This window comes from Pseudomonas sp. SWRI99 (genome assembly GCF_014270125.1).
Classification (GTDB): Bacteria; Pseudomonadota; Gammaproteobacteria; order Pseudomonadales; family Pseudomonadaceae; genus Aquipseudomonas; species Aquipseudomonas hamedanensis.
The window spans coordinates 1-13530 of sequence record NZ_JABWQR010000044.1 but is presented as its reverse complement, the minus strand read 5'-3'; the positions used below and the strand labels follow the sequence as shown (position 1 = coordinate 13530).

13 protein-coding genes are annotated in these 13530 nt (G+C 61.1%); 2 read left to right on the top strand and 11 right to left on the bottom strand.

What is annotated here, in order from left to right:
• Window positions 1–5: 5 nt before the first annotated feature.
• From HU743_RS25705 to HU743_RS25690, 4 genes are all read right to left on the bottom strand, one after another.
• Window positions 6–1052 (bottom strand): alpha/beta hydrolase, encoded by a 1047-nt coding sequence (locus HU743_RS25705; protein ID WP_186630417.1) that lies wholly within the window; start codon window positions 1050–1052, stop codon window positions 6–8.
• Window positions 1053–1133: 81 nt separating this feature from the next.
• Window positions 1134–1568, bottom strand: a complete 435-nt coding sequence (locus tag HU743_RS25700; RefSeq protein WP_186552546.1) for a YqaA family protein — start codon at window positions 1566–1568, stop codon at window positions 1134–1136.
• Entirely contained in the window at window positions 1568–2014 is a 447-nt protein-coding gene (locus tag HU743_RS25695; RefSeq protein WP_186652074.1) for a DUF411 domain-containing protein, read from the bottom strand. Before HU743_RS25695 ends, HU743_RS25700 begins: the two co-directional genes overlap by 1 nt.
• 320 nt (window positions 2015–2334) lie before the next feature.
• A complete protein-coding gene (locus HU743_RS25690) occupies window positions 2335–4326 on the bottom strand; it encodes a methyl-accepting chemotaxis protein (protein WP_186652072.1) in 1992 nt (663 codons plus the stop codon).
• 381 nt (window positions 4327–4707) lie between these two features.
• Between HU743_RS25690 and HU743_RS25685 the strand changes: the two genes are divergently transcribed.
• Complete coding sequence (locus HU743_RS25685) at window positions 4708–5235, top strand: hypothetical protein (RefSeq protein ID WP_186552543.1); 528 nt, start codon at window positions 4708–4710, stop codon at window positions 5233–5235.
• Between the two features lie 46 nt (window positions 5236–5281).
• Here the strand turns inward: HU743_RS25685 and HU743_RS25680 are convergent, their stop codons facing one another.
• Genes HU743_RS25680 through HU743_RS25660 form a run of 5 tightly spaced genes read right to left on the bottom strand, consistent with a single transcriptional unit; the run spans window position 5282 to window position 12329 of the window.
• The gene (locus HU743_RS25680) at window positions 5282–6208 is read right to left on the bottom strand and encodes a GNAT family N-acetyltransferase (protein ID WP_186652070.1); all 927 of its coding nucleotides are present in this window, start codon (window positions 6206–6208) and stop codon (window positions 5282–5284) included.
• Window positions 6196–7497: a phenylacetate--CoA ligase family protein gene (locus HU743_RS25675; RefSeq protein WP_186652068.1), complete on the bottom strand. Its 1302-nt coding sequence runs from the start codon at window positions 7495–7497 to the stop codon at window positions 6196–6198. Before HU743_RS25675 ends, HU743_RS25680 begins: the two co-directional genes overlap by 13 nt.
• A 43-nt stretch (window positions 7498–7540) precedes the next feature.
• Window positions 7541–9937 carry an acyl-CoA reductase gene (locus HU743_RS25670; RefSeq protein ID WP_186652066.1) on the bottom strand — a complete coding sequence of 799 codons (2397 nt, stop codon included), beginning with the start codon at window positions 9935–9937 and terminating at the stop codon, window positions 7541–7543.
• A 1-nt stretch (window position 9938) separates the two neighbouring features.
• Window positions 9939–11069: an acyl-protein synthase gene (locus HU743_RS25665; RefSeq protein WP_186652065.1), complete on the bottom strand. Its 1131-nt coding sequence runs from the start codon at window positions 11067–11069 to the stop codon at window positions 9939–9941.
• 12 nt (window positions 11070–11081) lie between these two features.
• Complete coding sequence (locus tag HU743_RS25660) at window positions 11082–12329, bottom strand: MFS transporter (protein WP_186652063.1); 1248 nt, start codon at window positions 12327–12329, stop codon at window positions 11082–11084.
• Window positions 12330–12690: 361 nt separating this feature from the next.
• Here HU743_RS25660 and HU743_RS25655 point away from each other — a divergent pair, with 361 nt between their 5' ends.
• Window positions 12691–12879 (top strand): hypothetical protein, encoded by a 189-nt coding sequence (locus HU743_RS25655; RefSeq protein ID WP_186652088.1) that lies wholly within the window; start codon window positions 12691–12693, stop codon window positions 12877–12879.
• 18 nt (window positions 12880–12897) lie between these two features.
• On the opposite strand, the gene HU743_RS25650 is transcribed toward HU743_RS25655, so the two are convergent.
• Window positions 12898–13275 carry a fe2+ zn2+ uptake regulation protein gene (locus tag HU743_RS25650; RefSeq protein WP_186630409.1) on the bottom strand — a complete coding sequence of 126 codons (378 nt, stop codon included), beginning with the start codon at window positions 13273–13275 and terminating at the stop codon, window positions 12898–12900.
• A 14-nt stretch (window positions 13276–13289) separates the two neighbouring features.
• Window positions 13290–13530, bottom strand: a 241-nt coding sequence (locus HU743_RS27290) for a hypothetical protein (RefSeq protein ID WP_238351793.1), incomplete at its 5' end; no start/stop codon positions are given.

The window sequence follows — 13530 nt, the reverse complement described above, 5'->3', positions numbered from 1 at the left end:
CCTCATCAAGGAACGGAAGGGGTCTTGTCCAGCCAGCTCAGCAGCGCCTGATGGAATTTTGCCGGCTCTTCCATTTGCGGCGCATGGCCCATGCCCGGGAACTCCACCAGCGTCGACTGCGGGATCAGCTTGGCGACTTGCTTGCCCAGCACCTCATAGTGGCCGATCCTGGCTTTCACTTCAGGCGGGGCAAGGTCCTTGCCGATCGCGGTGGTATCGGAGGTGCCGATCAACAGCAGCGTCGGCATCTTCAAGTCCTTGAACTCGTAGTACACCGGTTGGGTGAAGATCATGTCGTAGATCAGCGCCGAGTTCCAGGCGACCTGGGTCTTGCCCGGGCCTTTGCTCAGACCCGCGAGCATGTCTACCCAGCGGTCGAATTCCGGCTTCCAGCGCCCATCGTAATAGGTCGTGCGTTCGTACTCGCGGATGCCTTGGGCGGTGACTTTCAGTTCACGCTGATACCACTGATCTACAGTGCGATAGGGCACACCGAGGGCTTTCCAGTCTTCCAGCCCAATCGGGTTGACCATCGCCAGTTGATCGACCTGTTCAGGGAACAACAGTGCATAGCGGGTGGCGAGCATGCCGCCGGTGGAGTGGCCGAGCAGCGTGGCTTTCTGGATGCCCAGCGCCTTGAGCAACTGCTGGGTGTTGGTCGCCAGTTGCTGGAAGCTGTACTGATAGTGCTCGGGTTTGCTTGAGGTGCAGAAACCGATCTGGTCCGGGGCGATGACCCGGTAGCCGGCTTCGCTCAACGCTTTGATCGAACTGTCCCAGGTCGCCGCGCAAAAATTCTTGCCGTGCATCAGCACCACGGTGCGCCCGTTCGCCTTGCCGTGGGCGGCAACGTCCATATAGCCCATCTGCAGGGACTGGCCCTGGGATTCGAAGGCGAAGTGTTTAAGCGTGTAGGGATATTGAAAGCCTTGCAGTTCCGGGCCGTAGGCGGGACCTTCGGCGGGTGCAGTGTCGGTGGCGGCCTGAGCCAGCACGGGCAGGGCGGCGGTGAGGAACAGACCGGGCAGCCAGCGGGACAGCGTGACGGACATAAGGGCAAACTCCTTGGAAATTGGCCGATGCTGGAATGGCGCGATTACGCCGACGTTAAGGCAACTTCACCGCGCGATCGTTCAACCCAGCCAACCCAGCGTTAGCAGGGCCAGCACGCCATAACGTGCGCCTTTGGCCAGGGTGACGATCAGCAGAAAACGCCCGAGCGGCTCGCGCATCACCCCGGCAATCAGCGTCAGCGGATCGCCGATGACTGGCAGCCAACTGAGCAGCAACGACCAGTGCCCGTAGCGCTCATAGTGTTTGCGCGCCTTGTCCATGTGCCGCGCACTGACCGGGAACCAGCGGCGCTCCTGAAAACGTTCGAGGCCACGGCCCAGCCACCAGTTGACCAGCGAACCGAGTACGTTGCCCAGTGTCGCCACCGCCAGCAAGCCCCAGAGCCAGTAACGTTCGCTGACGATCAACCCGACCAGCAACGCCTCGGACTGCAACGGCAGCAACGTCGCCGCGCCGAAGGCTGCGAAAAACAACCCGGCGTAAGCGGCGCTCATCAATGGGCCGGGTAATCCGCCACCACGACGTCAGCGCCGTCCTTCTTCAGGCCGATCACTTGATACGCATCGCTCATGCCGTCCATTTCCATGCCCGGCGAGCCCATCGGCATGCCCGGTGCGGCGACGCCCAGCAGGTCATCGCGCTTGCTCAGGGCCAGTACCTGCTCGGCCGGCACATGGCCTTCGACGAATTTACCGTTGATGATCGCGGTGTGGCAGGACGCCAATCGCGGCGGTACGCCGTGCTGTTGTTTGAAGCTGCTCATGTCGCTTTCGACGTGATCGTCGACTTTGAAGCCGTTGGCTTCGAGGTGGCTGATCCATTTTTTGCAGCAGCCGCAATTGGCATCGCGGTGCACTTCGATCGGGATCAGCTCGGCGGCCTGGGCCAGGGAGCTGATGAACAGGGTGCTCAGTGCGAGCAGGCGCAGATGGGATCGCATGGCGGATTCTCGGCTCGGGTGACGGTCAAAAAGAACGCATTTGACGGGTTTTCCCCGGCGGGCATCAACTGAGTGTTTCCAGTTGCTACAAGGCGGGCTGACAGGATGATACTGGATCAAGGCTGACAGCCGGATGAGTGGGAGATGACAAAGCTGTCAGCGACCTATCGTCACTGTGACTGACCGCCGTAGGAAATGTGGTTTGCACAGTGCATTGTAGGAGTGAGCCTGCTCGCGATTGCGGTATTCCAGTCGCCGACTGTCGTGACTGACACATCGCAATCGCGAGCAGGCTCACTCCTACATTATTTGCAGTTGGCTCAATTAACCTTGAAGCGCCCCATGATTGCGCTCACCCGGCTATTGGCTTCCAGCAACTGCCGCGTATTGAGTTCGCTGGCCTGGCCGCTTTGCACCAGTTCATCGACCATGTGGCGGATCTGCACCATGCTGCGGTTGATTTCTTCGGTCACCGCGCTCTGCTGTTCGGCCGCGGTGGCGATCTGCGTGCTTAAGCTGTTGATGTGGCTGACCGAACCGGCCATTTCGTCCAGCCCCGAGTTGACCCGTGCCGTGGCGTCGGCGGCGGACTGACAACTGGCCTGGGTGTTCTCCATGGCGCTGACCGAGGAACTCACGCCTTGGGTCAGGCGCGTCAACATCTCATTGATCTCCGAGGTGCTGGCCTGAGTGCGAGCGGCGAGGGCGCGCACTTCATCGGCGACCACCGCAAAGCCACGGCCTTGTTCTCCGGCGCGGGCGGCTTCGATGGCGGCGTTGAGCGCCAACAGGTTGGTTTGCCCGGCAATCGCGCCGATTACCCCGAGAATCTCGGTGATGCGCTGGGCGTCCTGCTGCATGTTTTCGACTTTGTGCGTGGCGCTGGCCACCTCGTCGATCAGCGCAACCACACTGCTGGTCGCTTGCCCCACGACCACCCTGGAGCGATCGGCGTTCTCGTTGGCGCGCTGAGTGAACGCGGCGGTTTCGGCGGCGTTCTGCGCGACGCTTTCGGCGGTCGAACTCATTTCGGTAATCGCGGTGACGGTCTGGTCGGTTTCCTCGGCGTGGCGCAGCAGGATCTGGCTGGTGTGCGCCGAAGTGCGTTGCAGATTGTCCAGACTCGAGGCCATGGCGCCGGTGGCCTGAGTCACTTCTCCGATCATGTTTTGCAGGTAGGCAATGAACGTGTTCACCGAATGGCCGATGGCACCGAGTTCGTCTTCGGCGCGAATGGTGATGCGTCGGGTCAGATCGGCATCGCCACTGGACAGCAAATCGATGTTGGCTTTCAGGGCTTTCATGCGTTGCACCAACTGGCGGATCGCGTAGACCTGCAACAGCACCAGCAGGATCACCAGCGGAATCTGGATCAGGCTCAGGCTGCTGAGTACGTCATCGCGCTGGGCCGTGAGCATTTTTGTCGGCAGGGCAGTGGCGAGGAACCATGGCGTACCCTCGATCGGGCGCATGAAGAAGGTGCTGGCTTCACCGTTGTTGTCGAACTCGATGCGTTGCGCCTGATCGCGGTTCAACAGCCCGGCTTTGACCTGGCTGGCGAAGGTGGAAGACGCGGCCAGTTCGCTGATGTTCTTCAGCACGATCGGGCCGCTGATGCGCGAGCTGTTGCTGATGATCTTGCCGTCCGCTTCGACGATCAGCATCTGGGCGTTGAGGTCCTTTTCCTTGCGCGCCACCAGATCGTTGAAGAAACCAAGGGTGACGTCGATGGTCGACACGCCCCAGGCATTGCCGTTCTTGTAAATCGCCATGGCGCAATTGGTGCGCGGCTCGGCACTGGCGTCGTCCTTATAGGCCGCCGCCCAGGCGCATTGGCCGCGCGGCGTGGCCATGCCGCCCTTGTGCCAGGTCTGGTCGTAGTAGTTCGGCGCGGCGTCGCTGTTCCAGAAGGTATTGACCTTGAGGTTGCCGGACGCGTCACGGTGCCAGAACGTGCTGAATTTGTTGCGCCCGGCTTCACGCTGCCCCGGCAGAGGCCAGATCCCGCCGCCGAACACCTTCAGCTCGCCGTATTGATCGACCAGCCCCGGCAGCACCGTGTCGATCGCCGCGCTGTCGAGCAGCGGGATGGTCTGAGTGATGCTGCGCTGCTGGGCCTGCACTTTGTTCAGTTCGCCCTGTATGTGCTCGGCGACCTCGGCGATGCGGTTGAGCACCACTTGTTCTTCGGTATCGCGAAGTGTAGGCGCGACCAGGTAGCCGATGCCGACCACTGTCAGCACCGACAACAATAGGATGAACAGAACCAGAAACAGCGTGTAGCGGGCCTGAATGGTGCGGAATACGGGCATGGAAACCGGTCCTTGAGCAGCGCTTCTAGTGAGGTGGCGAGGGGCGAACAGTGCGGGTATCACCAGCGTATCGTCGTTGTTGCGCGAACCTTGAGGTACGCACGTGCTGAAAAAATCCCGGCACCGATGAGGAAGCCGTATCAAAACCGATACACCCAAGCGGATCAGTCCATCTGCCAGCCGGGAAAAGTCAGTTGTGTTGCGGGTTGATGACAGCTCTGCGACAGGGTTTGCGGGGAGTTGCGTGTTTGTATCGGGAATGTACGAGAATTGTAAAAAAGTGCAGAAACAGGTTGGTGCCATCAGTCTGCCGACCGATACTCGCGCCCATTCATCCGCTTCGACGCGGATATTTTTACGTCATTCACAGGGAGTCTTCTCATGACGATCGGTATTGTCGGCGGCTGGGAAAGCAAAGCAGGGGTTATGGTGCGCAACACCGGCGCCAAGAAAGAAGTGGCCCAGAGCGTCAAGGTGCAGCAGATGCTGACCATGGTCGGCAACGACCCCAACGCATTGAACACCGCCGAAATGGACAAACAGGGTTTGCGCAAGCAGATCAAGGGCTTCGATCCTGCCAATGTGTCGGTCAAGCAACTGGGCAATTTGAGTGCGTTCCTGCGTGGGCGTGGACTGATCTCGGAAATCACCTCCTTCACCCTGATGAATGCCGGCGACAAGTTCGACCGTTTCGGCGTGACCAAGGATGTCGATGCCAAATTCAACGCACTGGAATATTTCGCGACCCAACTCGATGCCATCCAGACCAATGGCCTCAATGGCAACGCCTACGGCAAGAATCTGATTCCCGAGTTCAAGAAAGCCATTTATGTGCTGCAGAACCTGAAAACCTATGGGGAAGGCAACGCCGCGAAGCCGGCCGACGAAGGTGTCAGAGCCAAGGCCTGAACCGCACCGTTGCAGCCCGTTCAGCGCGTGAACGGGCGATGGTGACTCACGAATGCGCAGCCGCCTCGTCGGCGGGCTGTTGGGCCTGATCATGCAAACGCTGGATATGCGGGCAATGCAACTGCAACGTGCGCGCGCAATAGCCCCGGTGAAACAGCGCCAGCCATCCCTCACAGCGATCGTTCGGGGCAATCCCGGTGAAGCTGAAGCCTATTTTCGACAGATTTTCCACGGCACTGGCAAACCCCGTCGCCAGCCTGAGCCTGATGGAAATCATCCAGTGCCGCGGCAGCCTTCGCAGTTGCTTGAGTAACCTGCTGTCGAGCTTTTCCAGGGTCACGTCATAGCGCATGAAACGTTGCTCGACATGAATCGGCGCACCCACCCAGGGGACTTCTTTCTCCTGCGTTCCGTATACCTCACTCAAGTGTTCCATGAACTCGCGAAAGCGTTCCGGCCACAGCAGTGCCGGAAGTGGCCTGCGGTAACCGTCGATAGGCATGAAACCGATAACGATGGACTCAGCCAAAGGCTCGCCAAACGGCGAGGGCACATAGTCGAGCAGCAATCCGGTGCTGCAAAAACCCAGCCGCTCAGCCATGCGTTGCGTGTAGTCATGCTGCGTCACTTGCTTGATGGTCACGCCCCGGCAGCGCAGCGCTTGCGCATGTATCAACAGCCGTGTGCCCAACTGGGTGGCAATGTTCTGTCCGCGTGTCGCCGGGTGGACCACGCTCAAGGCCAGTTCCGCCGTTTGCGATTCGACACTCCGGCAGAGCGTGGCGTGACCGAGAATCTTTTTACCGATTTGCGCCACCAGCGAATGCCAGGTCCCGTCACCATGGTTCTGGTTGATCATCAACGGCAAGTACACGTGGGGCTGTACGTAGTGTTCGCCATAAATCTCCCGGAACAGGCGGCTGACGGCTCCCGCGTCGGCACTGCGATAGCTGCGTAGCGTCAGGTTGTCCATGGACGTTGCTCCTGACCAGAGGCTGGGTATACGCGCAGGTCGACGACGCGCTGGCGCTTGCCGGAGCGTGGATGACGCGCGAGTTGTGCGCTTGGGCAAGCGATGACCTGCAATTGCAGCAGCCGCTCGGCACTCAGTTGCGCCGCCTGCGGGTTCTGCGCGTGCCAGGCTTCCAGCAAGGCTGCGCTGGCTTGCGCCGTCGCGGGTGGCTGGGTGTCGGACGCCCACTTCAGGCTGACGACATCGACATTCGCCGATTGGCTGATGACCAGTTGCCAGTCGTCACTGCCGGTGTGGCGCTGCACAATCCTGGCGATGTCCTCGATCACCAGGGTCAGGCTGCTGACCCGTACGCGCTGACTGCTCGCGCTGCGACCCATCAAGGCAAACTTGCGCATCGGCGCGGTGGCCGGTTCTCGCCAGCAAGCCAGGTCGCCGACCGGGTAGCGGATCAACGGCATCAAGCGACGGGTGAGGTTGGTCAGCACCAGCCGCCCGCTGCGGTCGCAGGCTTCGATGACTTCGCCGGTGTGCTCATCAATGATTTCCAGCACGCTGTGGCCGGGCAGCATCCGGTGTTCGCCCAAGGCGCAATCCGCGGACGAGGCGCCGATGAAGCCGGCGTCGACACTGGCGTAGCCGATGGAGGCGATTCGTGCATTGGGAAAGACCCTGCGCAGCATCTGCAGTTGCCCGGCGAACAGGCTTTCCCCGCCGTAGAGCACGCCGTCAACCTCTGGCAGGGTCTGGCCTTGGCGCTGTAACACGTCGGCGAACCCGAGCAACTGCGCGGGCACGCCGGCCAGCACATTGATAGCGTGTTGCCGAATGGCATCAACCAGCACCGCTGGCTCGACCGCGCCGGTAAAAGGGTATTCAGTGACACCTGCGGTTTCGTACGCCAGTGCATCGTGGATAAAGATGAAACTGGCATAGAGATCGCCGACGAAAAACAGGTTGGCGACCCGATCGCCCGGCTTGAGTTGGCCGGCAAGCTGGCCGCCGAAGTCGCGCACCAGTGTCTGCCACTCATCGCGGGTAAATACCGAAAGCTTACCGGCGCTGGCGGTTCCACCGGTCTTGAACACCAGTGCGCGTTCTACGGTTGATGTCAGTACCGGCCAATCAGCGAAGTTCTCGCTATGTGCCCAATATCGTTCTGGGTCAACCAAAGGAAGTTCGTCGAGCGTGGCGACTGGCGGTGCAACATGTTGCCGATGGCGGGCGTAATACGGTGAATGTTCGCGAGCAAAGGCGAGCAACTTGTTAAGTTCAAGTGAAGTGTCCATAACATCTTTCTCTAATTATTCAGGCTGTGTGCGTTGGAGGCGTTTAACGGCGCGCGTCAATCACTGGCGGTACCTTTCCACTGTGTCTGTTCTTGCAGAATTGCTGCGGTGCGCAGACCTCGATTTGCACCGTAAGCAGCCCGGTGCGAATCAGGTTGCTCAGCGTGGTGTAGTGCTCCAGGCGGCCCTGAATGTCTGCCGGATCGCCGGGACTGCGAATCAACAAGCGTTCCAGGCCCTCGGGCGCATGGTCGAGGTACAGCTGGAACGGCGCCTGCAGGTGCCGCGCGAGTGCGTCCACACAGATGAAATCGCTGCCGATGCGCAGTAGCCGGCCGTGGCGCTGCAGCAGTTCAAAGCGTGGCGAGCTCAGCCCGCAGGCGCATTCGCCGGGGAGCCAGCGCCCCGTGTCGCCGACTTCATAGCGCTGCACCTGCTGGGCCTCACGTGCTTTGGAGGTGAACAGTAAACGGCCGATTTCCTCGCCAACCACGGGCCGGTCATCGTCCATGGCGACGATTTCCAGATGTTGAATCGTCTCCATCAGGTGGAACACGCCGTCGCCAGTCGCGGCGCAGGCATGCCCGAAAGGCCCGGCATCGACACTGCCGTACAGCGCTGAACGGATGCTGGTGACGCCGCAATCCTGCAAGAGCGCGCGGCACGGATCGCTGAGATGCTCGCCGCCGAGAAAGACCTTTTCAATGGCCCCGTATTCGCGCAGACGCTGCTGTTCGTTGAGGAACAAGCGATGCAGGGTGCTGGGCATGCCGATCAGCACCGTGACGCGCTGTTCGATGATCAGTTGCGCAATGTCGCTGTAATCATCGTCGCCGGGCGCGCCCATTGGCAGGTGAGTGGCACCCAGCAGTTCCAGCACTTTGGCGAAACTGAAGAAGCCGCCGTACAGGCTGCCGCCGAAGAACAGATTCATCACTTTGTCGCGTTGCGGGTCGAGGCCTGCCGCGAACAAGCCGTCGGCCGCCGCGCGCATCTGCCGCTGAAAATCACGGTAGCTGAAGCCCGCCAGTGCCGGCGTGCCACTGCTACCGCCCGAGCGGAAAAACAGCTGCGCCGCCGCTTCCGTCGGCCGTGCGATAAACGCGGCTTTGTCGGTGATGGGCAGGCCCGCCAGCCTCGGCGCGGCGGGCCGCGGGTCGAGGCTCGTGTGCGTGGGCAACTGCGTCGGCGAGACACTCACCGACACCCGCCGGCTCAAGCGCTGCAAGGCGTAGACGCCGTCGTGGGGTTCGCCATCGTAGCCATCGTGGATCGTGCCGGTCGGCGTGATTCGGCTGACGCCCGCCGCAATCAGCCTGCGCGACAGTTCGGCGATCTGCGTTTCGGCGCACACCAGCGCGCAGCTCTGCAAAACATTGCGCCACGGCAACAGGTTTTCGCTCAGTTGCGCACGTGGCAACGGTTTGAGCAGCAGCGTACGAAACAGCGGTGACGGTGCGAGCGGCGCTTCATGGCTCCAGATCACCCGCCAGCCCGGCGCGCTCCAGACCTGCGTGGTCACCCCGGTAAAGCTCTGGCGCAAGCCGGCCATCAGGGTCTGCGTGGTGATCTCGCAGGCTTCCTGAACCGTCGGCACCAGCGCCGGCCATTGTCCGGCGCGGCGCTCGAATGCCTGCGCCAGCGCCGTACCGATGGCTTGCAGCACCGCTGGTTCTGCGCTGTCGACCAACAGCCATTGCGGGCTGGAACAAGCCTGCTGATCCAGGCGACACACCTCATCGACCAGCGCGTCCAGCGCTTGTGGCGAGGCCGCGTCCGGGGTCAGGTAGGCAAAACTGATGCGGTGTCCCCAGTCGATCCAGCGGCAACCGGGCGGCAATTGCTGGCGGATGGCTTGCAGCGCTGCTTCACCGCCCCACGCCGACACGCCGTTGGCGATTTTGCATACTTGGCCGATCTGCGCGGTGGTCACCGGTAGCACGGCAACGTAATGACGCAACTGGCCGCTGGCATCGCACTGCACCAGCGCGTGCAGCAGGCGCGCGGTCAGACCCTGGTCGCTGCGGCTGGGTCGTAGCCAGTTGACGTTGCCGGCCAGCAGGCTCTCGATGATCGCGCAGCACGCCAGTAACGGCGCGTTCGCCGGTGTCACGTGAACCACCAGGCCCAAAGGGCTCCAGCGTTCGAACCGCGCTTGCCGATAATCGATACGGCGCAGGCAAGTCGGTTGTTCGCCCAGCTCGCGTTCAAGCTTGGTTTGCAAGGTCTGAGGCTGGCAGAAGGCAGTCAGTGCCTCACGCTGGTCGTCATCCAGTGGCAGGCTCAGCGTGTGCAGTCGCTCGGCAAAGATGGCCGCGGCGGTCAGCACGGTGGCGCTGTCCAGCGCTGTGCTCAGGTGCTGCGGCAGTGCTTGTTGCAGCGTCTGGAGTGTGGCGTGCAGGTCCAGATCCGCGTGCAATTGTCCATTGATCAAATACATGTCACTGCCTCCCCAGAAAATCGGCCGCCGCCATGGCGCAGCTTCTGCCCGCCGAGGTGCCGGCGCGGCCGTGCAACTCGAACCAGTCAGTCGTCAGGCCGCAAGCGCAGTCTTTGCCGGCGTGCAGCGTTGCCAGATCGCTCATCACCACTGCGTGCGCGGGGCTTGAGGAAATGTAGGGCGAAACGAACCCGAGCAAACCCTGCTGGCCGTACGGCTGGACAGAAAAGTCATCGGGATTGCGCACGTAGGCCTTGGCGTAAACCGGCACATGGAAACGATGGTGGGCGCATTCGATATAGGGCACCGCGTGCTCGACCGCACCGTAACCGTCTCGGCAGCGCGCCGTTTCAATACCCAGTTGCCCGGCGATGCGTGCGTACAGTTGCTGTCGGGGAATTTCTTCGCTGGCGCGGGTTTTCCAGCCGCCGCCGAAAAACACCAGTGACGCGGCCGGCAGTCTCAGATCAGGCACACCGGTGGCGCGCATGTGCTCCAGAGTCTGCCAAAGAAACGCCGGAAAGCCGAAGATCCTTACCGGCAAGCCTTCCTCGGCGAATGCTTGCAGGGCCGCGATGACCCCGTAGACATCGAACTGATGGCTGTCGCCGGTGCAGCGCAGGGCGTAGACGACGCGGTTGGCCGGGGCAAAGCGGCAGAGAAACTGATCGGTGTAGGACGTACCGAGAGTGATCGCGCCGCGCGGCTCGTAGCTCAGCAGCAGGTAGTTGCAAGGCGTGTCGGGCGTCAGCCAGCCATAGTGGTCAAAGATTCGCTCGACCATGAACTGCGCGCCCGCCAGGCTGCGCGGGTCATAGCGCATGCGGCTCTTCTGGCCGCTGGTGCCGGACGACGTCAGCTCCAGGGCGTCTTCGCCGGTCGGGCTGAGCAACAGCTGTTGTTTGAAAAAATTGGCCAGGATCGGTGGCAGGTGTGACCAGTCATCAACACGGTCCAGGTCCTGGAGGTCGAGACCGTTAGCGTTCAGCCAATGTTCGTAGCCAGGGGTGTGCCGGCAATGAAACCGGCTGATCTCGGCCATGGCCTGGTCGAACAGGCCCGTCGGTACGGAATTCAGGCAATAGGGGTGTGGCAACGCGCAGAGCGCATCGCTGGCAGGGAAGGCGTGCATTGGAATATTCCTTTATTGGTCAGACGCGGAGTCAGCGGGTGTGCCTGGCAGTAATCCGTACAACAAAGGCAGGCACATCAGGCCGCTGGCCGCAGTGCAGAGGGCGAAAAGTCCGAGGTGTGCGCCACCCCCGATGACGGCGATCAGCGAGCCGCCAAGACCCATCACGGCAATCGAGATCATCCCGGTCAACGCCGAGACCAGGCCTTTGCTGTCATCGCTGGAAAACAGCGCCAGTCGATACACGGCGGCATTGCTCATGCCCAGACCGACCGCATACAGCGCCAGACTGGCAACCACCGACACCGTGCTGGCGCCGAGCAGCGTGCAGCCGGCCAGTGCCAGCAGTCCGAGGCAAAATGGCCAGAGCGCCAATTGAATCAACTGTGGCAGGGAGTGGGTGGGCAGCAGTCGGTCGAGGATCAGATTGCCGACGATCACCGCAGAAAACACCGGCAGTTGCCACAGCCCATATTCCACAGGCGAGAGGCCCTGCAATCGAATGAGCAACAGCGGCGCCAGGCCGATCCAGGCAATCAGCGGCAGGCTCATCAGCCCCAGAGAGAGGCTGGCGCAAAGAAACCGGCGGTTGCCCAGCAGTGCACGATAGCGCTTTGCGGTGAGGCGCCAGGAGAGGGCCGTCGGCACAGAACGCTGCCCATCGCGGCGAATGACGCCGACAGTCTCGGGCATATACCGGTAAAGCCCCAGCCAGACGAGCGCCGTCATCAGGCCCAGCCCCAGAAACAGCTCGCGCCAGCTCAGCCATTGCAGCAGCACGACGCCGAGCAGTGGCCCGAGCAACGGCGACAGCAAGGCAACGTTGCCAAGCAGGGCCATCAGGCGAACCGCATCGGCTTCGCAGAACACCTCTTGCAGCGCCGGATAGCTGACCGTCACGACAAAGCCCAGGCCCATGCCTTGCAGCAGGCGCAGCAGGTTGAACAGTTCAATGCTGTTGACGAAGAATGCCGCTGCACAGGCTGCACCGAATAATGCGCACCCGATCAGCAGCAGCGGCCGTCGTCCCCAGCGATCCGACAATGGCCCCAACAACCATTGCAGGCAGACGCCCCCCAACAGGTAGAGATTGAATGCGTGGGGAACATGACGCGCATCGGCGTGCAGTTCGGCAGTGACATTGAGCATTGCCGGCATCAGCAAATCGCTGGCCATGTAAGTCAATAGTTCAAACGCAGTAAGGGCCAGACAAAAAACAGCTATTTGCCGGGGGCCGATGTTTATAAGAGTTCTGTGCATTACACGTCCTTGTCAGTTAACCGCAAGTGGCGAGAGCCTAGAGCCAGACGTGTGCGACACCTAGTTGTTTGCTGCGACATTAGATTTCAAATGCTTGCAGTTTGTTTAAGCGAAGGCCTGATTAAACAAACTTGGCGAGTGTATTTCGCAGGCAAAAAAATACCCGCGACAGCGCGGGCATTGGGTGGGGTATATCGATTGGGGGTATTGCGCAAATCCGTATGTGAGTGCCGTCATGAAGCCAAAACGCATCATCGGCTGTAACATGAGGTCCCGTTTGCAGCGCCGCACCCGCAGAGCGATATGCGCCAGCACGCAAGCGGATACGAACCGGATTCAGCCCATGTTCCAAGAAACCGCAATGACCCAGAAGCAACGCTTGATTTATTCGATTCTGATCGCCGTGTCCGTACTGGCGACCATGCTCGGCCTGTCCTGGCTGCAGAACGCCGGGATGATCAGTGAGAAGACCTTTCAGTACATCGCCATCGGCGTGGCGGTGGTTGTGGTGGTGATCAACGGGGTAATGCGCCGCAAGGTCAAGCCCTGACCGCGATTACCGCGCGTCTCACTCGTTATTGAGTACGGCCGCAGCCTGTGGATGCAGGCTGTAGCTTTTATCGGCATTGAAGACGATGACGCCTTCGGCGCACAGGCGTTTGAGCACTTCGCGCACGCTGAGAAAGGACAGTGGAACGTCCAGGTCGAGCAACTGACTGTGCACGCCGCGTACGCCCAGGCGGCGATTGCTGTGGGCGGCGAGCAGCAGTGCGTCGATGACTTTCAGGCGGATCAGGCTGGTGCGCAGGCCGAAGCTCTTGAGCAACAGGCGGATGCGGTCGTTGGCGTGACGTTCGCCGCGCTGTCCGAAATCGCTCGCGTGTGGGCTCATGGAGACTCCTTGTGGCGCCTGGCTACCGTCCGTTGGTAGTTGCGAGTTGTACATGCGGTGACTCCTTTTCAGCGTCTGATCGGGAAGGGTTTTTTGCGCTCTGTAGAACTAGACGTATCAGCGGCACAAATCATGAAAGAAAAGATGTAGAAATTTTGTGTAAGGGGGGTGGTTTTTTTGTGGGGGACCTTGGCGGCCTTTGGGCCGACCAGGTTTTGGGTGGTTTGGGGTACATATCCGTTGCTGCGGTAACGGCTGCTTAGGGTTCCGCCCTTACGGCGGGTGACTTTGGGGGCCCAAAGTAACCAA